This is a genomic window from Erythrobacter sp. SCSIO 43205 (genome assembly GCF_019904235.1).
GTDB lineage: Bacteria > Pseudomonadota > Alphaproteobacteria > Sphingomonadales > Sphingomonadaceae > Erythrobacter.
In genome coordinates this window covers 303,323-322,404 of sequence record NZ_CP063202.1, presented here as the reverse complement: position 1 = coordinate 322,404, position 19,082 = coordinate 303,323, and the positions used below count along the sequence as shown (strand labels likewise).

General features: G+C 57.1%; 23 protein-coding genes. 13 read left to right on the top strand and 10 right to left on the bottom strand.

Features of this window, described 5'->3' with window-relative positions; all coding sequences use genetic code 11:
• Positions 1-104: 104 nt before the first annotated feature.
• Both INR77_RS01660 and hemE read right to left on the bottom strand, forming a co-directional pair.
• Entirely contained in the window at positions 105-548 is a 444-nt protein-coding gene (locus INR77_RS01660) for a CopD family protein (RefSeq protein WP_223072227.1), read from the bottom strand.
• Positions 549-566: 18 nt separating this feature from the next.
• On the bottom strand, positions 567-1,583 hold the full coding sequence (hemE, locus tag INR77_RS01655) for a uroporphyrinogen decarboxylase (protein ID WP_223072226.1): 1,017 nt from the start codon (positions 1,581-1,583) through the stop codon (positions 567-569).
• 344 nt (positions 1,584-1,927) lie between these two features.
• On the opposite strand from hemE, the gene INR77_RS01650 reads away from it, so the two are divergent.
• From INR77_RS01650 to INR77_RS01605, 10 genes are all read left to right on the top strand, one after another.
• Positions 1,928-2,773, top strand: a complete 846-nt coding sequence (locus INR77_RS01650; RefSeq protein ID WP_223072225.1) for a pyruvate, water dikinase regulatory protein — start codon at positions 1,928-1,930, stop codon at positions 2,771-2,773.
• Entirely contained in the window at positions 2,770-3,372 is a 603-nt protein-coding gene (locus INR77_RS01645; RefSeq protein ID WP_223072224.1) for a nucleoside triphosphate pyrophosphatase, read from the top strand. Before INR77_RS01650 ends, INR77_RS01645 begins: the two co-directional genes overlap by 4 nt.
• Positions 3,369-4,232: a shikimate dehydrogenase gene (aroE, locus tag INR77_RS01640; RefSeq protein ID WP_223072223.1), complete on the top strand. Its 864-nt coding sequence runs from the start codon at positions 3,369-3,371 to the stop codon at positions 4,230-4,232. The genes INR77_RS01645 and aroE overlap by 4 nt, the downstream gene beginning before the upstream one ends.
• On the top strand, positions 4,229-4,825 hold the full coding sequence (gene coaE, locus INR77_RS01635) for a dephospho-CoA kinase (protein WP_223072222.1): 597 nt from the start codon (positions 4,229-4,231) through the stop codon (positions 4,823-4,825). Before aroE ends, coaE begins: the two co-directional genes overlap by 4 nt.
• Before the next feature lie 40 nt (positions 4,826-4,865).
• Entirely contained in the window at positions 4,866-5,567 is a 702-nt protein-coding gene (gene dnaQ / locus INR77_RS01630) for a DNA polymerase III subunit epsilon (protein ID WP_223072221.1), read from the top strand.
• 69 nt (positions 5,568-5,636) lie between these two features.
• Positions 5,637-6,200, top strand: a complete 564-nt coding sequence (hpf, locus tag INR77_RS01625) for a ribosome hibernation-promoting factor, HPF/YfiA family (protein ID WP_223072220.1) — start codon at positions 5,637-5,639, stop codon at positions 6,198-6,200.
• A gap of 176 nt (positions 6,201-6,376) precedes the next feature.
• Positions 6,377-6,841 (top strand): PTS sugar transporter subunit IIA, encoded by a 465-nt coding sequence (locus INR77_RS01620; protein WP_223072219.1) that lies wholly within the window; start codon positions 6,377-6,379, stop codon positions 6,839-6,841.
• Positions 6,831-7,298 carry a PaaI family thioesterase gene (locus tag INR77_RS01615; protein ID WP_223072218.1) on the top strand — a complete coding sequence of 156 codons (468 nt, stop codon included), beginning with the start codon at positions 6,831-6,833 and terminating at the stop codon, positions 7,296-7,298. The genes INR77_RS01620 and INR77_RS01615 overlap by 11 nt, the downstream gene beginning before the upstream one ends.
• A gap of 12 nt (positions 7,299-7,310) precedes the next feature.
• Positions 7,311-7,646, top strand: a complete 336-nt coding sequence (locus tag INR77_RS01610; protein WP_223072217.1) for a DUF1491 family protein — start codon at positions 7,311-7,313, stop codon at positions 7,644-7,646.
• 220 nt (positions 7,647-7,866) lie between these two features.
• Positions 7,867-8,541: a cell wall hydrolase gene (locus INR77_RS01605; RefSeq protein WP_255573863.1), complete on the top strand. Its 675-nt coding sequence runs from the start codon at positions 7,867-7,869 to the stop codon at positions 8,539-8,541.
• Between the two features lie 87 nt (positions 8,542-8,628).
• Here the strand turns inward: INR77_RS01605 and xth are convergent, their stop codons facing one another.
• Genes xth through INR77_RS01590 form a run of 3 tightly spaced genes read right to left on the bottom strand, consistent with a single transcriptional unit; the run spans position 8,629 to position 10,308 of the window.
• Positions 8,629-9,435 (bottom strand): exodeoxyribonuclease III, encoded by an 807-nt coding sequence (gene xth / locus INR77_RS01600; RefSeq protein WP_223072216.1) that lies wholly within the window; start codon positions 9,433-9,435, stop codon positions 8,629-8,631.
• A 51-nt stretch (positions 9,436-9,486) separates the two neighbouring features.
• Positions 9,487-9,828: an iron-sulfur cluster insertion protein ErpA gene (gene erpA / locus INR77_RS01595; protein ID WP_223072215.1), complete on the bottom strand. Its 342-nt coding sequence runs from the start codon at positions 9,826-9,828 to the stop codon at positions 9,487-9,489.
• 48 nt (positions 9,829-9,876) lie between these two features.
• Positions 9,877-10,308 (bottom strand): CBS domain-containing protein, encoded by a 432-nt coding sequence (locus INR77_RS01590; protein ID WP_223072214.1) that lies wholly within the window; start codon positions 10,306-10,308, stop codon positions 9,877-9,879.
• Between the two features lie 136 nt (positions 10,309-10,444).
• On the opposite strand from INR77_RS01590, the gene INR77_RS01585 reads away from it, so the two are divergent.
• Entirely contained in the window at positions 10,445-10,762 is a 318-nt protein-coding gene (locus INR77_RS01585) for a hypothetical protein (protein ID WP_223072213.1), read from the top strand.
• 10 nt (positions 10,763-10,772) lie between these two features.
• Here INR77_RS01585 and INR77_RS01580 read toward each other — a convergent pair whose 3' ends face one another.
• From INR77_RS01580 to INR77_RS01560, 5 genes are read right to left on the bottom strand one after another with little or no spacing between them, the layout of a single operon-like run.
• Positions 10,773-11,183, bottom strand: a complete 411-nt coding sequence (locus INR77_RS01580) for a ferredoxin (RefSeq protein ID WP_223072212.1) — start codon at positions 11,181-11,183, stop codon at positions 10,773-10,775.
• On the bottom strand, positions 11,180-13,333 hold the full coding sequence (locus INR77_RS01575) for a S9 family peptidase (RefSeq protein WP_223072211.1): 2,154 nt from the start codon (positions 13,331-13,333) through the stop codon (positions 11,180-11,182). The genes INR77_RS01580 and INR77_RS01575 overlap by 4 nt, the downstream gene beginning before the upstream one ends.
• A 57-nt stretch (positions 13,334-13,390) precedes the next feature.
• On the bottom strand, positions 13,391-13,858 hold the full coding sequence (locus INR77_RS01570; RefSeq protein WP_223072210.1) for a DUF2497 domain-containing protein: 468 nt from the start codon (positions 13,856-13,858) through the stop codon (positions 13,391-13,393).
• A gap of 43 nt (positions 13,859-13,901) precedes the next feature.
• Positions 13,902-15,419 carry a TolC family outer membrane protein gene (locus tag INR77_RS01565; RefSeq protein ID WP_223072209.1) on the bottom strand — a complete coding sequence of 506 codons (1,518 nt, stop codon included), beginning with the start codon at positions 15,417-15,419 and terminating at the stop codon, positions 13,902-13,904.
• Positions 15,404-16,018, bottom strand: coding sequence for a protein-L-isoaspartate O-methyltransferase (locus INR77_RS01560; RefSeq protein ID WP_255573862.1), 615 nt, complete (start codon positions 16,016-16,018; stop codon positions 15,404-15,406). Before INR77_RS01560 ends, INR77_RS01565 begins: the two co-directional genes overlap by 16 nt.
• A 210-nt stretch (positions 16,019-16,228) precedes the next feature.
• Here INR77_RS01560 and fumC point away from each other — a divergent pair, with 210 nt between their 5' ends.
• Positions 16,229-17,686 carry a class II fumarate hydratase gene (gene fumC, locus INR77_RS01555; protein WP_223072208.1) on the top strand — a complete coding sequence of 486 codons (1,458 nt, stop codon included), beginning with the start codon at positions 16,229-16,231 and terminating at the stop codon, positions 17,684-17,686.
• 88 nt (positions 17,687-17,774) lie between these two features.
• Entirely contained in the window at positions 17,775-19,076 is a 1,302-nt protein-coding gene (locus tag INR77_RS01550) for a sensor histidine kinase (RefSeq protein WP_255573861.1), read from the top strand.
• The last annotated feature ends 6 nt before the right edge of the window (positions 19,077-19,082 follow it).

The following is a 19,082-nucleotide window of genomic DNA, read 5'->3' as shown; positions in this document are numbered from 1 at the left end:
CGGAGAGGCGGATGAACCGCCCCTACACTCAAGATTTGCACTTATAAATATGCCTGCACAGCCCGCTCGTCAATCACGGATTGGTCGAAGTGCGATCGCAAGTTTTAGAACGGACGCAGATAGACGAGCGTCACAACAAGGATCAGAATGAGTCCCGGAACTTCACCTGCAAAGCGCAGGGTTTTTTCGCTGAGCGGGCGCTCCCCGCGTGCCATCTTCTTGCTCTGCGCCACCAGCCAGCCGTGATAGCCTGACAAAAGCACCACAAGCGTAATCTTTGCGTGCATCCAACCTTGTGAGAAATATCCAAAGGCATAAGCCATCAAAAGGCCAAGCAGCCACACCACCACGATACTGGGCGTGAGGATAATCTTGCGCAATTTGCCCATGCGGTCCGCCCACTTGGCTTCACCCGCAGAACCCGGTGCATGATCGAGGATGTAAATGCACTGGCGCGGCAGCATGAAGAGCCCCGCGAGCCAGAAAACCATGAAGACGACGTGGCCAATGCGAAGCCACACGGAAATATCAAGAAGAATGCTTTGCATCTGTTCTAACCTCTTACCCTATCCTCTTACTGCGCGAAGCAAGGCTTCGACGTGCTCGATCGGGGTGAACTGACCGATGCCATGGCCAAGGTTGAACACATGGGGCCGCCCATTGAACGCCTCAAGCACGGCCTTTACCCGCTTGGGCAGCATCTCGCCGCCGGCCTCGACCAGCAGCGGGTCGAGATTGCCTTGAACCGGCATACCTTCGGGCAGCTGCGCATTGACCCAAACCGGGTCCATCGTTTCATCAATACCTACCGCATCAACGCCGGTTTCGCGCGCATAAGCAGGAAGCTTCTCCCCCGCTCCCTTGGGAAAGCCGATAACGGGCGTATCCGGATGGCTTTGTTTTAGCGCTGCAGTGATTTTCGCATTGGGTGCGATCACCCAGCGTTCAAACTCATCGGGCGCAAGGCTCCCTGCCCAGCTGTCGAACAACTGCACAGCTTCCGCGCCTGCATCGATTTGCCCGCGAAGATAAGTGATCGACACCTCGGCAATCGCGTCGAGTATCGCCTGCATCCGGCCAGCATCCTGATAGGCCAGAAGGCGCGCTTTGCCTTGGTCCTTCGACCCTTCCCCGCCGATCATGTAAGTGGCATTGGTCCATGGTGACCCTGAAAAGCCCAGCATCGTGACCCGATCTGAAATCATCGCGCGGGTTTTGCGCACTGTTTCATAAATTGGATCAAACCGCTCGTATTGAGGGGTGAAGCTATCGAGATCCACTTCGAGGAGTGTGGGGCTAAGTTTTGGACCTTCGCCTGCAAGAAATTCCAACCCCTGCCCCATGGCGTGCGGGACGATTAGAATATCGGAGAACAGGATCGCGCCGTCAAAGCCGAAGCGGCGCAGCGGTTGCACCGTAATTTCAGCGGCAGCATCGCTGTCATAGACAAGCTCAAGAAACCCGCCTTTTTCCGCGCGTAGCTCTCTATATTCAGGCAGATACCGCCCTGCCTGACGCATGAGCCAGACGGGAGGGACTTCTTGGATTGAACCCTTCAGGGTTTCTAGCAAAGGACCAGGCATGGGTTCTCTCTAAACAAATAAATTATAAATTTAAAAGGATTGATGGAGTCTGTTGGCCCTGTGGATAGCGGGAATTACCGTAATGTCCCTGATACATCGGTAAAGGTCTAGTGAATTTTACAGAGCGCGACTCAGTAAGAGTCCTGAGTCAATCGTAAACTATCCCCAAGGTTCACAGCCTGTCGAGGAAATCGCCAAGCTGTCCAGAAACGATCAGAGGAAATGCGGCAGATCGGGGGTGATAACTCGTCCCAAGCTTGTTAGCCCTCCTCTCCCGTGGTTTATGCGCATATCTGTCCACAGATCGGCAGGCCCAAATTCAGGAGTGGGAAGCGAATCGCCTCATGAACCGATTAAACCTGCATCTTGTCTCCGATTCCACCGGGGAAACGCTTGAGATGATCGCCAAGGCCGCGCTTGCCCAGTTCGATGATCCCGATGTGAGCCGCCATTTCTGGCCCATGGTCCGCTCGCGCCAGCACCTTGACCGGATTGTGCCGGATCTGGCGGAAAATCCGGGCCTTGTGCTCTTTACTCTAGTGAATCCGGAAACGCGCACGAGGCTTGAGGATCATTGCCGTCATCTGGGCCTGCCCGCCGTGCCAGTGCTTGATCAGGTGACCTCTGCGCTTGAGGCGCAATTGGGGCAAGAAGCCCATGGCCGCCCAGGGCGTCAACATTCGATGGACGACGATTATTTCAGGCGCGTCGATGCAATCCAATTCACTATCGCTCATGATGACGGTGTTGCATGGGAGGATTGGGAAGAGGCCGATATTGTGCTTGCTGGTGTTTCGCGCAGTTCAAAGACACCGACGAGCATCTATCTTGCCAACCGCGGCTTCAAGACTGCGAACATTCCGATTGTGCCTGAGAGCCCACCTCCAGAAGCGCTTTATGGTCTGCGCCATCCGCTTGTCGTGGGCCTTACAACTGCGCCAGATCGCCTCGTGCAAATCCGGCGCAACCGTCTGCTTTCTCTCAATGAGGGGACGCAGACCTCTTATGTGGATGAAGATAAGGTCAAATCCGAACTGCAATATGCCCGGCGTATGTTTGCTGACAATGGCTGGCCGGTGATCGATGTAACGCGCCGTTCGATTGAGGAAAGCGCGGCGGCGATAATTAGGCTGGCGCAGGAGCGCAGGCGCAAGGATCGATCAGTGGACGGGGTGAGCAAGCCGATATGAGCCGCCCAAAAACACCGATAATCCTTGCCTCGAAGTCCGCCTCGCGCCGGGCGATGCTTGATGCCGCTGGCGTTTCTTATGAGGCTATACCCGCCGACGTTGACGAACGCGCGATTGAAGAGAGCCTTGGGGACGCTTCGCCCGCTGAAATCGCGGAGAGCTTAAGCGTTGCCAAAGCTGCCGAAGTCGCAAAAGCGCATCCCGGTGCGCTTGTTCTGGGAAGCGACTCTCTCGTAGTCGCGGGCGGCAAACGCTTCGACAAACCTGCCAGCCGTGAAAACGCAGCCGAGCACCTCGCATTTTTTTCGGGCAAGGTGATCGAGCTTCATAGCGCCGCCGCTTTGGTCAAAGACAGCGGGTGCGAATGGAGCCACCAATCCCTCGCCCGCCTTCATGTACGCACCTTGTCGAGCGACTTCATCGAGCATTACCTCGACGCCGAATGGCCGGAGATCGGCTATACGGTCGGCTGTTTCCGGATCGAGGCAATGGGCGTGCAATTGTTTGAACGGATCGAAGGCGACCAATTCACTGTTCTTGGAATGCCGCTTTTGGCTGTGTTGGAGGCTTTGCGCGATGAGGGAGCGCTCCTCGCATGACTTCGCCGCAAACACCTCTTGCCCAAGTGATCGGCGATCCGATTGCGCAGTCCAAATCCCCGGCAATCCATGAATTCTGGCTCGAAAAGCTGGGAATTGCGGGCGAGTATACGCGCGCTCATGTGACCACTGAGGGTCTGGCCGACTATCTCGACGCGTCCAATGCCGACCCGCGATGGACGGGGTGCAATGTCACCATGCCGCACAAGCAGGCTATCATCCCATTGCTTGATCGTCTTGATCCGCTGGCCGAGCGGCTGGGCGCGGTGAATACGGTGGTGCGTGAGGGTGAAGCGCTCATCGGATATAATACCGATGCGGGCGGATTTCTGGAGCCTTTGCGCGGTCACCTCCAAGACCAGCACTATTTCCGCATGGCCCGCATCCTTGGCACTGGCGGCGCAGCGCGCGCGATCATTGCAGCGCTTGCGAGCGAAGGCTTCACGCTCGTCGTGGCGGGACGCAATCCGGACAAAGCGCGCGCGCTCCTCGATGAACTTGCGCCCAAGGGTGAGCATCATGCCATTCATCTCGATCATTTCGCCGCGCCAACTGATTTCGCCTTTGATGACCGCGAAGGATGCCTTGATCTTGTCGTCAACGCCTCGCCGCTCGGTATGACAGGCAATCCACCGCTGCAATTTGATTGGAGTCACGCGCCGCCAGGCTCTATCGCCTATGATATTGTGACGAGCCCGCTTGAAACGCCATTCCTCAAAGACGCGAGACGCAAAGGGCATGAGGCGATCCACGGGCTGTCCATGCTCATTGGTCAAGCGGCGATTGCCTTCGAGAAGTTTTTCGGCGCGCCCCCTCCCCGCGAATATGATGCCGAATTGGTGGAGCGCATGACAGCATGACCAAACCCTCGATCATAGGCCTCACCGGCTCCATCGGCATGGGCAAATCGACCGTTGCGGCGATGTTCGAGGAGGCTGGCGTGCCTGTATTCGATGCCGATGCCGAGGTTCGTGCTCTTCAGGGGCCGGGCGGCGAGCTTATCCCTGCTATCGAAGAAGCCTTTCCCGGGTCAACCGGCCCGGAAGGTGTCATTCGCGATGCTCTTGGCAAGATCGTTTTTGGCGACAAGGAAAAGCTCAAGAAACTTGAGGCCATCGTCCACCCCGCGGTCGCCTTGAAACGCGGGAAATTCCTTGAAGAGCATAAGGATGCCGCGCTCATCCTTTTCGACATCCCTTTGCTCTTCGAAGGCAGCGGGCACGCAGCTGTCGACACCATCGTCGTTGTCTCTGCTCCGGCCGAGGTTCAGCGCGAACGCGTGCTCGCCCGCCCCGGCATGAGCGTGGAGAAATTCGAGCATATTGTGGGATTACAAATGCCCGATGCTGAAAAACGCGCACGCGCTGATCATGTGATTGATACAAGCACCACGCTTGAAGAGACACGGGCTCAGGTAGAGGCGCTCATTTTGGAGCTAAAAGCGTCGCTCTAACCCCTTGCACTTGGCGCTGCATAAGCCGATAGTCCGAGAAATGCGGGAAGTGATATTCGACACAGAAACCACCGGCCTTGACCCCAAAACAGGGGACCGGATGGTCGAAATAGGCTGTGTCGAAATGATCGACCGGGTTGAAACCGGGAACAGCTATCACGCCTATTACAACCCAGAACGCGATATGCCCGCCGCTGCCGAAGCGGTGCATGGTCTTTCGGCTGAATTTCTGTCGGGAAAGCCGCTCTTTTCTGAAACCGCTGACGAATTGCTTGAGTTTCTGGGAGACGCCCCGCTCGTTGCGCATAATGCGAGCTTTGACTTTGGCTTTTTGAACGCCGAGCTGGAGCGTATCGGGCGTGAGCCTATTTCAATGGACCGCATGGTCGATACCGTTGCGATCGCCCGCAAAAAGCACCCTGGTGCCAAGCTGTCATTGGATGCTCTGTGCACGCGCTACGGCGTTGATCGCAGCCACCGGGTGAAACACGGCGCTTTGCTCGATGCAGAATTGTTGGCTCAAGTGTATGTGGAGCTGACAGGTGGGCGACAGATCGGGCTTGAGCTTGCAAATGAGCCCGAAGCGACCCCGAACGCGCCTCAAAATGATGCAGGTGCGGCCACAGCTGCAAAACCCAAAGCGCCACGCCGCGAACCGCGACCGCATATGGCAAGCGCCGAGGAGCTGGCCGCGCATAAGGAATTTGTCGCTTCCATCGAGGAGGCGATCTGGACACGTTAGGCAAGACACTCAAGCTTTGATGGATCCAAAGCGCCTTGCTTGCGATGATTGACGAAAGGACACGTCTTTATGGATTTGCGAATCTCAGGCCACCAGGTTGAAACCGGCGCAGCATTGCAGGAACACGCAACAGAGCGGCTTGAGGGGATCATCGAGAAGTATTTTGAGCGCGCGCTTTCCTCCCACGTAACTTTCGGCAAGGGTCCGGGCAGCGCTTTTACCTGTGACATCGTCATGCACGTGATGCACGGGCTCATTCTAAAGGCCCATGGCGAGGCCCATGATGCGCATCAGGCGCTTGATGATGCGGCGGGCAAGATTGAAAAGCAGCTGCGCCGATACAAACGCCGCCTAAAAGATCACCACGAACAAAGTGCTCATGCCAGAGCCGAAGAGGAAGCGGCCTATACAATCTTCGCGGTTGATGCCGAGGTTGAAGAAGTCGTCGAAGATGCACCTCCAATCATCGCCGAAACCAGCGTTGATGTGCCCACTTGCAGCGTTGCCAATGCAGTTATGATGCTCGATTTGCGCGATACTCCCGCATTATTTTTTAAAAATGCTGGAACTGAGCGGCACAATATGGTCTATCGCCGCTCCGACGGCTCAATCGGATGGGTCGAGCCGTCATAAGAATATGCAAACCCGGGTGGCGGTAAGGGAACCGCTGGATAACCGGGAGCGATCCAAGCCAGACATAAAAATGCAAATGGGCTGATCAAACAGGCCACAATTGCGGCTTTATTGTCGGGTATTGGCCTATTCTTGACTTCCCTCACGCGGGAAATCGACGGGATTTTGGAATACACATGGACGTAAATATCAATCTTCTGGCTGAGGCGGTCGCAACCGCACGCATTGAAGAGAAACGACAAATCTTAAGCAAGCTATCCGATCTGTTCGCGTCCGTTTATGGGCTCGATGCAGATGATGTGCTTGAAGGTCTGGAACAGCGTGAGGCGCTAGGAAGCACGGGGTTTGGTCGCGGTGTTGCTATTCCGCATTGCCGCCTTTCCACTGTGTCGCGTCCCACTCTGGCTGTTCTTAAGCTGGAGACGCCGGTTGATTTCAAGGCTGCCGACGCTGTTCCTGTCACGATCGCTTTTGGTCTTGTCTCGCCTGAAAACGCAGGGGCCACGCATTTGCACGCGCTCGCTGCGATCTCGCGGCTGATGCGCGATGAGCATATGATGAGCGCCCTTAGCGAAGCGCCGGATGCAGAGGCGGTCTATGCGCTTTTGACAAATCAGTTCCTTCAGCGCGATGCCGCCTGAGAATACAGCTGGCGAAACCGGTGCGCAGGGCCATTACCGCGCGCTTGAGAGGCTCTACGCCTCTGCGCCTGTGAATGAAAAATTCCGTTCAAAGCTTGAAATCGTGGGTGAGGGGCTTTCGCGCCTCACCTTTGCGATCACGCCAGATATTTACCACGCAGCAGGCGCGGCGCATGGTACGATCTATTTCAAGATGCTCGACGATGCGGCCTTTTATGCCGCTAACACGCTTGCAACCGACACCTTTCTTTTGACCACCAGTTTCAACCTCCACTTCACCAAGCCTGTGAAGGAGGGTGAGGTTGTGGCCGAAGGCAAATGGGTGAGCGGTCGCAGGCGGGTGATGGTCGCCGAGGCGCGGCTGGTCGATAGCGAAGGCGATGAAATTGGCCGGGGTACGGGCACCTTCATGCGCTCTCGCATCCCTTTATCCAGTCTGCCGGGCTACGCGAGCTAACGGGCTGTATTTGTGTCCGAGCGCCTTCCTGCTCACCTTGAGGTTTCCAGCATCTCGCGCCTTGCCGAATCAAATGGCGGCTTTGCGATGGTGCTCTCCAAAGGGGAGCGCGATGCAGGTACGATCCTGATTGTAACGATGTTTCGCGGTGGCCCTGCCAAGCTTTACGAAAGAATGCCTCAACTCGACGGGACGCGCCCTTTCGAATGCACAAAGTTGCAAGATATTGAAAAACCGTCGGAATTTGACGAATATATTGCAAGACGGCGCTCTCAAGACCCCGATTTGTGGGTTTTGGAGGTGGATATCGCCGATGCAGAACGGTTCATCGCGCTTTTGCCCGATTAATCGACTGGTAACTTGACCCATCGGGATAACCGCCTATTTGGAGCGCCGCTTCCAGACGCGCAGGCTTGGGTTCAGGGCAATTCGGTCCGGCTTAGAGCACGCAGACGGGGGGCAGCCGGCAGGCTAACCGAACCACCTCTCATACCCCGCGACACTATCGCACCCCTACAAGGTTCGCGCCTGCGCCTGAGCTCGCTCACCGCACAAAAAGAAGATCGAAGTGAGTCGCAGGACTTATTCATACAGCGCGATCGCGATTGCAGCGGTCGCAGGATTGAGTTTCTCCAGCGTCGATGGCGCTGAAGCCTTTGCCCAGGACGACGATGTCATGGGCGGTGTTGAGGCCGTAGAGCCTGAACAAGTCGAGATCGTTCCCCAGGTACCCGCCCAAGAAGCGTCAGCTGAGGAAGTGACCTTTGTCTCCGAAGAAGTGGTGCAGCCAGTTGCTGAACCCGCCACCCCGATTGCAAATGAAGCCTCTTCATTGCGCGAGCTGGTGGCCAGCATGGACAAAGACGCAGAGCTGACCGAGCAGATGCGCTGTCTTGCAGGCGCAGTTTATTTCGAAGCGCGCGGCGAACCCTTGCAAGGTCAATTGGCCGTCGCTGAGGTGGTCATCAACCGCGCATCGGATAATCGCTGGCCTGCCAGCTATTGCGGCGTTGTCTATCAGCGCGCTCAGTTTTCTTTCGTGCGCGGGGGCAAAATGCCTCGCATCAACACGAACAAAGCCACTTGGCACCGTGCCAAGGCGATTGCCAAAATCGCGCATAACAATCTTTGGCAAACCGAGGCCAGTGATGCGGTCTATTTCCATGCGAATTACGTTCGCCCGAAATGGAGCCGCAGAAAAACCCGCCTCGCACAGATTCAGACACACGTCTTCTATCGCTGATCATTGCATCAGCTGATGGCTTAAGGCCCCGCCTCTCCCCCCTCCCCCCAGGTTGCGTGAGCGGCGGGGTCCTTTTGTTGTCGAAGTTTATTCCCGCAACATTGCCCAAGTAGGCGCGTGATCGGAGGCTTTCTCGCGGCCCCTGTGCTCACGGTCGACCCCTACCGATTCAAGGCGATCGGCAAGTTCGGGTGAGAGCAGGATGTGATCAATGCGAAATCCATGATCGCGTTGCCACGCGCCCGCTTTGTAATCCCAATAGGTCCACACCCCGCCGCGCGGGTTCAAAGTGCGTATCGCATCGGTCCAGCCATCAGACAAAAGGCGCGAATAAGCGGCGCGCGATTCAGGCTGCATCAGAGCATCGGATGCCATCGCCTTGACCGAATAGACATCGTCATCATGCGGGATGACATTGTAGTCACCCAAGACCGCCGCTGGCACTTCCTCTGCCCAGATCTCGCCCATGCGCGCGCGCAGCTTCTCCATCCAGGCAAGCTTATAATCGAACTTTGGCCCGGGCTGCGGATTGCCGTTGGGAAGGTAGATGCATACGATGCGCACCGTCTTCCCATCCTTGGTTATGTCCGCCTCAAGATAGCGTGATTGCTCACCTTCACCCTCTTTGGGACCATCAATACCAAGCCCGCGCTTTACCTCGTTTATGGAATAACCTGCCTTGGTATCAGCGAGGATCGCGACCCCATTAAAGCTCTTTTGCCCGTGCCAGATCAGCTCATAGCCGAGCGCCTCGAACTCATTTGCGGGAAAGTCTTTATCCTGGCTCTTGATCTCTTGCAGGCACGCAACTGAGGGCCGCGTTTCCTCAAGCCATTCTTTAAGGCGTGGCAGGCGCGCTTTGACGCCGTTGATATTGTAGGTGGCGATCTTCATGGGCGCATTCATGGCGGATGAGCGCGCCTGCGTCTATCGCAAGAGCCCGAATTATATCCCGAAGCTTGATCCGCAGCCGCATCCCGCCGCTGCATTGGGGTTTTCAACCCGAAACGCAGCCCCGCCAAGGTTTTCGACATAATCGACAAGGCTGCCTTGAAGAAGGTCGAGGCTTACAGGATCGACGAGCAGCTTCACCCCGTCGGTTTCGCTCACCGTATCGTCGCCCTCTGGTGCGTCGGCCATTTCAAACTTGTATTGAAAACCCGAACAGCCCCCGCCCTCAACCGAAAGCCTCAAAATAGCAGGCTTGCTTTGCTTATCAGCAATCCACGCAACGCGTGCCGCCGCTGCCGCAGTCAGGGTCGGGGTCTTAGTGAGTGTGTCAGCCATTGCGTATATGTAAGTCTGGCAGGCGCTTTGCTCAAGTCGTTTGGCCGATCAGGCCGTTTGAATATAATCGCGCAAGGCCGCCGCTTCATGCTCCACTGCGTCAATCTTGTCTTTCACGAGGTCACCGATGGAGACAAATGCAACCAAAGCCCCGTTTTCAACCACTGGGAAGTGGCGAAACCGCCGCTTTGTCATGAGTGCGAGCGCGTCGTCGATCCTGGTTGAGGGTTCTACGGTTACAGCGGGCGCGGTCATAATCGCCTCAACCGGGCCGGTGAGGCACGAAGGCCCTTCGCTCGCGAGCCGGTAGATGATGTCGCGCTCCGATACGATCCCTGCGACTTGCCCCCCGCGCAAGACAGGCAGTGCGCCGATCCGTTTGCCTGCAAGCATACCGATGACTTCATTCACTGGCGTGGTCGCATCGCAGGAGATGATTTCGGAGCCTTTTCTGCTCTCAATAATCTTTGCAATCGTCATGGCTTCTCTCCTCTCAGAGTGCAAAGCTGCCATTAATCGCGCGCAAAGGCGAGTCTGCTCAGTGCTAAAACTTAATTGGCGCTCGTCTCGTATCTTCACCATTGCAATCACGCAGCGCCGCCCGCATGGAGCCCCAATGGTCAATAAGTCCCCTCTCGACGATCCGGAAAACGCAGCCCACGCATGGGCGCGCTATCGCCAGATCATGCGGCTTTTATTGAGCGTGACCGTGGCGGTTGTACTGCTTGCGGTAGGCACGCTCTATGCCTTTAACGGCGCGATTTCGGTGCATTTTTATATCGCCGTAGCGCTCGGTATCAGCTTTACCATGCTGCTTGGTGGAGGATTGATGGGATTGGTGTTCCTGTCGTCGGGCACAGGCCACGACGAATCGGTCGACAATCAATTGCCAAGCCGCGACGAATTGTGGTCGGGTAAAAAGGACGAGGACTAAACGCCCGGTTTCAGGCGCCGGGAGGCGTAAGCTGAAAATCTTCCACCACGCATCCGCCGATCAGATGCTCCTGAATGATTCGTTCGAGCACGGGCGGGGTGCACGAATGATACCAGACGCCTTCGGGATAAACGACGGCTATCGGCCCGTTTGAGCAGATTTGCAGGCAATCGGCTTTGCTGCGCTGGATCCCGCCACCGGGCCCGCGCGGGCTATCGACGTTACGCTTTGGCCCTGCCAGACCGAGCTCTTTCAGCCGGTCTTTCAGATATTGCCAAGCAACCTCGCCCTCGGCCCGCGAGCAGCATTTTTGCTTTTCCGACACTGCGCAAAGAAAAATCTGCCGCTTAATGCCGCATTCGCCTTGACCGTATTTCTTGGCGAGCGCGGTTTGTGCGGCGAGCAAGTCCTGGTCGATCATTCCCCGCTCGTCTCCTTATCGCCGCGCGGCTTTAACCAGCGATCAAGCCATGCAAACACCGTCTCGTGCCATTGCAGCGAATTGGCCGCGCCCAGAACCCAGTGGTTTTCGTCCGGGAAGACAAGCAATTGCGATGGGATCTCGCGCTCTTGCAAGACGGTGAAACTTTGCAGCCCTTGCGTGTAAGGCACGCGGAAATCCTGCTCGCCCGTGATCACCAGCATGGGCGTTTGCCATTTGTCGATGTGGTTGACCGGGTTCCACTTCTCGTAAACTTCCGCGTTTTCAGAGTACGATCCACCAAAATCCCAGCGCGGGAACCACAATTCTTCTGTCGAATAATAGAAGCTGCGCATATCGAACAAGCCGTCGTGTTGAACGAGGCAGTCGAAGCGATCGGGCCAATTGCCAGCGATCCAATTGACCATATAGCCGCCATAGCTTGCCCCCATGGCGCAGGCTCGCTCCCCATCGATCTGCGGGTCTAGTTTGAGCGCTGCGGCCAAGCCTTTCTGGAGGTCTTCGAGTGGTTTACCACCCCAATCCTGATTGATGGCGTCCATGAATTCCTGGCCGTATCCCGCGCTCCCGTGGAAATCGACCGAGATCACGGCATAGCCTTGCGATGCCAGAACGCGCGGGTTCCAGCGCGATGACCAGCCATCAAGGAAAGAGCCTTGCGGCCCGCCATGGATGTAAAGGATCGCCGGCATTTCGCCATCGTGCTCTTCAAGCTTGGTGATCTGACCCCAGACCGTGTCGCCCCCTGCCCCTTCGAAGCTAAAACGGGTGGTGACAGTGGTGGCCATATTGCCCATGCGCGATGTGACCACATTGGTGATCGGCGTCGCTGTCTGACCCATCCTCGCGAGGAAAAGCTCAGCTGGAACACCAATGGAATCGCGGGTGAAGAGCAGGCGATCCCCCACCAGCGGGGTGACATTGCCGATATGCGCTTCATTGCCAGCCATCAGGTTGAGTTCGGTCACTTCACCCGATTTGGGGTCGATCCTGTAGGCGGGCACATCCAGCACGTCGGTCGCGGTCGCAAGGAGGTATGAACCATCCTCGCTCCAGGTAAGGCTGCCAAAGGAAAGATCGGTGTCTGCCGTCAGAGCGCGGGTGTCGCCGCTTGCAAGGTCGCGCAAATGCACCACCATGCGGTCCGATTCGTACCCCGCCCGCTCCATCGCAAGATAGGCAAGGCTTTTGCCATCAGGTGAGGGAACGGGGGTCGAATCATGCGCTTCATTGGCGGCGGTCAGCTCTTTGGGGGCATCCCCGGAAAGGTCGGAAAAATAGATGTCGAGATCGGTCGAAGTCGGCTCTTTGCTGTCCGAACGGCGCGCGACGAAATAGAGGCCAGAGCCATCGGGTGCCCAGGCGATGTCTTCGCTCCCGCCAAAGGGTTGTGTTGGCGTATTGCCAATGCCCATGCCGCCATCGGCCGCGACGCCATCGCCCACCACTTTTCCATCTTCAAGGCCAAAGACGAAAACGCGCGACAGCAGGTCTGGATCAATCCAGCGGTCCCAGTGGCGATAAAACCCGCCGTCGCCATCATAAAGCCGACCGCTGCCTGTGGGTTCTGGTTTGGCCTCACAGCCGAACCGCTGGCAATTGCGGTCGATTTCGGCCCAAAGCGCAATCTTGTCGCCCGATGGCGCAAGTTTGAACCCGGCGATGTCTGTGCCCGCAATGTCAGCGACCAGCATGGCGCCCGTCACATTTCCGTTGCCCTCAAGCGCGACGCGCCAAACGCGCGAGCGTGTCTCGGCGTCTTCATCGGTGTGTTCAGAGCTTACGAAATAGAGGAAATTGTCAGGGCCAAACTCAAGCGAATGGCCGCGCAGCCCAAGGTCGAATTCGACTGGCGCACTTCCCGGGCGACCAAGGTCCAAAACATAATGCTTTGGCGAGCGCTTTAATGTCTCTTCATCGGTGTAGGTCACCGAATAAACGACATAGCGTCCGTATTTCGTGACCGTCGGGCTGCCAAGACGCGGCATGGTGATGAGATCGCGCGCGCTCATGGGAGCTTTTTCCGCTTCGGGAGAGGCGGGCTCATGCGCGGCGAGGGGTGAAGCCAAGGATGAGGCAAGTGTGGCCGCAACCGCAAGGCTGCTGGACAAAAGGGTGCGAGTAATCATGAGCGCAACCGCTACCGCGATTGGCTCACGCTTTCCAGTCAAACCGTGCGGTTAAAGTTAGTCGCGTTTCCCGGCGATGCGGGCGATTTCAGCCTGCACCATCTTTTCGACCATGCCCGGCAAATTCTTGTCGAGCCATTCAGCCAGCATGGGGCGCATGAGTTCGCGGGTCAGCCCTTCGAGCGAGGTTTCGCCTGAGCGCACGATTTGAGGTTTGGCACCGGGCTGTGCGAGCATAGCGAGAGCGGCAAGGTTTTCCTGCATGGCGCCGCGCGTCTCCTCGCCGATGAGCGGCTGGCTCTCATCATCTGCAAGCTCAACCACTTCAGCAAGGTCGAGTTCGGCAAGGTCTAGAACTTCTTCCTCATTGGCTTGTGACGGTTCGGGCTTTTCCGGTTCTGCCTCTTGCGCCTCGGTGCGCTTACGACGTTTGGCATCAGCAGCAGACGCGCGGCTGTCACGCTCCATCACGTTTTTGATCGATTCAAGGATTTCCTCGACCGAAGGTTCGCCGCTTTTGCCCACTGAAATTGCCCCGTGTTATCCGTTAACCATTACGAATCGCCAATTACGGCGCTTCGTCAGGCTCCAAAGTTGGTCCAATGAAAGCTTCAGCGGCTTCAATGTCAACGGTTCTTGTCGATTTCGGCTCAGGTTCAGGGTCGCGGTCCCAATCCCAGATTTTGCCACGAACGCGCTTGGCGTTGACCTCTGGATCGTAAAGCGGTCCGCCGGTATCGAGGTTCAGATCGCGTGCTTCGGCCCGGCCCATGGCAGCGAGCAGCGAGAATCCTGCGACATAGGCGTTGCGCCGGGCGGTCACGAGGTTTGCACGGGCGAGCAAAAGCTCTTGTTCAGCGTTGAGTACGTCGATGATGGTGCGATTGCCGATGGAATTTTCAGCGCGCACGCCTTCAAGGCTGACTTCTGCCGCTTCTACTGCTGCTTTCGAGCTTTCGATGACCTCGTTGGAGGCCTGCCAGCTCGCATAGGCGGCTCTTGTTTGCTGAATCACATTGCGTTCTGCTGCGATCACCTGTTCAAGCGCTGCGCTTTCGCGTGCGCTTGCCTGACGTTGGCGAGCAGCGGTGAGCCCTCCCTGAAAGATCGGGATCGTCAGCCGGATTCCGGCATTGGCTGTCGTTTCACTTTGGGCAAACTGCGCCGCCACCGGACCGCCCAAAGTGCCGAAAAAGTCGCTGTAATCGCCATTCGCAAATAGCCCGACTGTGGGAAGCCGCCCTGACCCTGCGACCTCTGTATCATAGCCTGCGGCCTGAGCGCGCTCTTTGGCAGCGATGAGATCAGGGTTGTTCTCAAGCGCTGTCACCACCGCCATACCAACCGTATCGGGAAGACCGGGAAGAGGCGGGGGGGCTTGAAGATCGTTAGGTGCACGTCCCACAAGCTCAATATATGTCTCACGCGCGGCAATCTGGTTGGCGTAAGCGGTGCGAAGGTCGCCTTGTGCCACGGCCAGACGCGACCCCGCTTGCGCCACATCGGTGCGGGTCAGATCGCCGATTTCAAAACGGTCGCTGGTCGATTGGAAAGTGACTTCGAGAACCTCGACCTGATTGGCGGCCAGCGCTGTCAGCGCTTCAGTGCGAAGCACATCCATGTAAGCGGCGACCGTCTGCGAAAAGATACCGCTTTCTGTGCCGCGCAGATCCGCTTGACCCGCAGCCACGCGTTCTCGCGCTGCACGCGCGCCATTGCGCACCGCGCCGCCGGAATAAATCGGCACCTGAAGCTGTGCGTTGACGCCAAGGTTGCGTTCTGGCGCGGTAAAGGAGTTGGTCGATTGACGTAAGAACTCGATATGCGTGGCGGTGACTGTTGCGCTGGGCAAACCGGGCGCGCGTGCGATTGGTACGCCTTCATCGGTCGCACGTTGGTTCGCTCGTGCCGCTTCCAAGGTCGGGTTAGTGTTATACACCGCGACTAAGGCATCGCGCAGGGTTTCCGCGTGCGCCCTGCTTGCTCCCATAGGGCTCGCTCCCATAAGAAGGGCCGCGCTGCCAGTGAGGGCAGCAGCCTTTACGACTGTCAGGAAGCGAGAGTGTGAGGTCACGAAAAAGTCCATTGTTTAGGTCGATCAAAGGCGTGCAGCACCGGAATGCCGAGGTCTTCAACCGGTTCAAAAGAAAGATGGCCAGAAACCTTGCGGCCCGATGCGAGCCGGGTGACGCCGCGAAGCAAGAGGCCGGAGACAATGCGCCCGCCATCTTCCAATGCAGCTTCGAGAGCGTCTGAAAGTCCCTCGATAGCGCCGTCTACAACAATCAGCGAATATGTGCCGGAAACGCCATCACCAGTTGCCGCTTCGCCAGCGTTGATCGAGGTGACTTCGCCTGCAAGTGGGCGAACAAGTTCGGTCAGATAGCTCGTGCCCCCTTCGACGACCAGAACGCGGTCGTTGCTTTCAGGAGCCGCTTCAAGAAGAAGCTTGCCGTAAAACAGGGGCGAGGCGAGGTGACCCTGACCGTCAACCGCAATCGAACGGTCGATATAGGCAAGGCTCGCCTTGTCAGCCGGCAGGAAATCTTCGCGCGGCACAGCCATCATCCGGCCCAGCACGAATTCTTCGTTCACGCCGCTGGTGCGCAACTGGCTGTCGATCATCGCTTTTCTGGCGGCAGAAGTGTCGGAAGATGGGTCGCGGGTCATGATCATATCGCTCATACTTTTAAGGGTTGCTGTATTAGGTTTGCAATACAGTTCGTCAACCCTTCCTTAGACCTCGCAAAGATGACTTCCAAGTCAATAGCACACTTAGCACTAGCTACCCTTTGACCTGTGGCGATTTCGCGTCATATGGGGCAGCGGAATCAAGCCCTACGCATCCGGTGGTGCCAGTGGGATCTGCAATCGACCGAATAATGGAGACATTCGATGAGTGACTTGCCCAAAAAAGATGCGCGCGCTGTGCATAATGATGGTTCAATCTTTGGCGCGACCGGTGAAGTTCGCATCGAAACCGACTCGCTTGGCGAGGTTGCGGTGCCGATTGACGCGCATTGGGGCGCACAGTCACAGCGCAGCCTTTACAACTTCGCGATTGGCACAGAAACGATGCCAGCACCGCTTGTAAAAGCGCTTGGTATTCAAAAACAATCCGCCGCGCGCGCCAATATGAAGCTGGGCGTTTTGTCCCAAGAGCTTGGCGATGCGATTGTAAAGGCGGCTGGTGAAGTGATCGACGGAACGCTTGCCGATCAATTTCCCTTGAGCGTGTGGCAGACCGGCTCTGGCACGCAATCAAACATGAACGCGAACGAAGTGATCGCGAGCCGCGCGAATGAAATCCTCACTGGCGTTCACGGCGGAAAAGAGCCCGTCCATCCCAATGACCATTGCAACATGGGGCAAAGCTCGAACGATACCTTCCCAACGGCCATGCACATCGCTGCCGGGTGTGAGACGATTGAGCAGCTGATCCCCGCGCTTCAGCACTTGCACGGCGCGTTGGACGCAAAGGCGAAGGAATATGCCGATATTGTAAAGATCGGCCGGACCCACTTGCAGGACGCGACCCCGCTGACGCTGGGTCAGGAGTTTTCGGGTTACGCAAAGCAAGTCGAATATTCGATTGCGCGCATCGAAAACGCGCTGCCGCGTGTGCTTGAGCTGGCGCAAGGCGGCACGGCTGTTGGCACGGGGATCAACTCCAAAGCGGGCTTTGCCGAGGAATTTGCAGCGCAAGTGGCAGAGGCAACGGGGCACGATTTTGTGACCGCGCCCAACAAGTTTGAAGCTTTGGCGGCGCATGATGCGCTGGTCGAACTGGCTGGAGCGCTCAACAACACCGCTGTCAGCCTGATGAAAGTCGCCAATGACATTCGCCTGCTGGGTTCTGGCCCGCGCTCGGGGCTGGGCGAAATTGCTCTGCCAGCCAATGAGCCGGGCTCTTCGATTATGCCGGGCAAGGTCAATCCGACGCAATGCGAGGCGCTGACCATGGTGTGCGCGCAGGTCATGGGCAATGCGGTGACCGTGAGCGTCGCGGGCAGCCACGGGCATTTGGAATTGAACGTGTTCAAGCCTGTGATGATCTATAACGTGCTGCAATCGGTCCGCCTCCTCAGCGATGCCTCGCGCAGCTTTGCCGACAATTGCGTTGTCGGGATCGAGGCCAACACGGGCCGCATCGACCAGCTGATGAATGAAAGCCTGATGCTCGTGACCGCGCTCAATCCACATATCGGTTATGACAACGCCGCCAAAATCGCCAAGAAAGCGCACGCCGATGGCACGACGTTGAAAGAGGCGGGGCTTGAACTGGGCCTGCTCACCGAAGAGCAATTTGCCGAGTGGATCGTGCCCAAGGACATGATCAAGCCGCGCGCTTAAATGATGTGTTGCGGGGGCGGGGCGACCTTTTCGCCTCGTCCAATGGCTTCTCTAATCGACAAAGCGTCCGCTTGCGCCGATGTAGAAATTGGCGCTTGAGGCGCAGACCCGCTATTTCGGCTTTGTAATGGATTTAAGCCGTATTCCCGAAACGCCTGAAAAATCGGCGTCGACCAAGCCTGACGATGTGAGCGTGCCGTTCCGCACGGTGCTCATTTCGATTGTCGTCCTGTGGGGCGCGTATTTTGTGCTGATTACGCTGAGAAGCTACTTCTTCAGCGCCGATATGCAGCTTGAAATGGCGGCGCGGCGGTTTGTCGTGACGATCGCCGGGATTGGGCTGACACTGGTTTTGTGGTCGATTTTGCGGCTTGTCGACCGCCAGCCGATCTGGATCAAAATCGGTGCCGCCAGCCTTTTTGCAGCGCCAGTCGCCCTCGCCATCGGACAGATAAACCATGTCGTTTTTGAAGAGCTGGTGACGCAGATTCAGCAAAACTATGCCGAAGAACGCGGGTTTCGCTTCGATGATGAAGGCAACCTTCTATACGATCTGCCTGAAGGCACGGTGATCAAAGCGCCGGGCCCGGATGGCACAAGCTCGATCAATCCCACCGAAAGCCTGATAGTTGCCCCTGCCGAGGTGACAAAGGACACATGGCGTTCGGTGGTTGAAATTGCCTTGGGGCGCTATTTCCTTCTGCTTGCCTGGGCCTCGATCTATTTTGCCCTTCTCGCCGGGACACAGGCGCGCATTGCTGAGAGGCGCGAACAACAGTTTCGGTCGGCCGCAAAGGCGGCAGAGCTGCGTTCCTTGCGCTATCAGGTGAACCCGCATTTCCTGTTCAACACCTTGAATTCATTGTCCGCGCTGGTGATGACCAGCAAGACCGAGCAGGCCGAGCGCATGATCCAGACGATCAGCCGTTTCTACCGCCACTCACTCGCTGATGAGCCAACGAGTGATGTGGCACTGAAAGACGAATTTGACCTGCAAAAGCTCTATCTCGACATCGAAGCGGTGCGTTTTCCCGAACGTCTGCGACCTGTCTTTGAGTTACCCGAAGAGCTTGAGGAGGCGCGTGTGCCAGGGATGATCCTGCAACCGCTCGTTGAAAATTCTGTCAAATATGCTGTGTCTGCCGTTGCCCGGCCTGTCACCATCAAGGTCGCAGCGCACGAAGAGTTTGACCGCCTCGTTATCACCGTCAGTGATGATGGCCCCGGCGTCCCCGATAGCGCGGTGCATGGCTTCGGTATCGGCCTTGCCAATGTGAGCGACCGTTTGGAAGCGCGCTTTGGTTCCGATATCGGGTTTACCTCGACACCTGTTCCCGGTGGCTATCGCACCGAAATCCGCATTCCCCTGTCCCGCCCCGCAAAAAGGTAAAAGCAC

Bases quoted from the DNA above. Each gene is read 5' to 3' on its own strand.
- INR77_RS01660 (WP_223072227.1), bottom strand. From the start codon at position 548: ATGCAAAGCATTCTTCTTGATATTTCCGTGTGGCTTCGCATTGGCCAC.
- hemE (WP_223072226.1), bottom strand. From the start codon at position 1,583: ATGCCTGGTCCTTTGCTAGAAACCCTGAAGGGTTCAATCCAAGAAGTC.
- INR77_RS01650 (WP_223072225.1), top strand. From the start codon at position 1,928: ATGAACCGATTAAACCTGCATCTTGTCTCCGATTCCACCGGGGAAACG.
- INR77_RS01645 (WP_223072224.1), top strand. From the start codon at position 2,770: ATGAGCCGCCCAAAAACACCGATAATCCTTGCCTCGAAGTCCGCCTCG.
- aroE (WP_223072223.1), top strand. From the start codon at position 3,369: ATGACTTCGCCGCAAACACCTCTTGCCCAAGTGATCGGCGATCCGATT.
- coaE (WP_223072222.1), top strand. From the start codon at position 4,229: ATGACCAAACCCTCGATCATAGGCCTCACCGGCTCCATCGGCATGGGC.
- dnaQ (WP_223072221.1), top strand. From the start codon at position 4,866: ATGCGGGAAGTGATATTCGACACAGAAACCACCGGCCTTGACCCCAAA.
- hpf (WP_223072220.1), top strand. From the start codon at position 5,637: ATGGATTTGCGAATCTCAGGCCACCAGGTTGAAACCGGCGCAGCATTG.
- INR77_RS01620 (WP_223072219.1), top strand. From the start codon at position 6,377: ATGGACGTAAATATCAATCTTCTGGCTGAGGCGGTCGCAACCGCACGC.
- INR77_RS01615 (WP_223072218.1), top strand. From the start codon at position 6,831: ATGCCGCCTGAGAATACAGCTGGCGAAACCGGTGCGCAGGGCCATTAC.
- xth (WP_223072216.1), bottom strand. From the start codon at position 9,435: ATGAAGATCGCCACCTACAATATCAACGGCGTCAAAGCGCGCCTGCCA.
- erpA (WP_223072215.1), bottom strand. From the start codon at position 9,828: ATGGCTGACACACTCACTAAGACCCCGACCCTGACTGCGGCAGCGGCG.
- INR77_RS01590 (WP_223072214.1), bottom strand. From the start codon at position 10,308: ATGACGATTGCAAAGATTATTGAGAGCAGAAAAGGCTCCGAAATCATC.
- INR77_RS01585 (WP_223072213.1), top strand. From the start codon at position 10,445: ATGGTCAATAAGTCCCCTCTCGACGATCCGGAAAACGCAGCCCACGCA.
- INR77_RS01580 (WP_223072212.1), bottom strand. From the start codon at position 11,183: ATGATCGACCAGGACTTGCTCGCCGCACAAACCGCGCTCGCCAAGAAA.
- INR77_RS01575 (WP_223072211.1), bottom strand. From the start codon at position 13,333: ATGATTACTCGCACCCTTTTGTCCAGCAGCCTTGCGGTTGCGGCCACA.
- INR77_RS01565 (WP_223072209.1), bottom strand. From the start codon at position 15,419: ATGGACTTTTTCGTGACCTCACACTCTCGCTTCCTGACAGTCGTAAAG.
- INR77_RS01560 (WP_255573862.1), bottom strand. From the start codon at position 16,018: ATGAGCGATATGATCATGACCCGCGACCCATCTTCCGACACTTCTGCC.
- fumC (WP_223072208.1), top strand. From the start codon at position 16,229: ATGAGTGACTTGCCCAAAAAAGATGCGCGCGCTGTGCATAATGATGGT.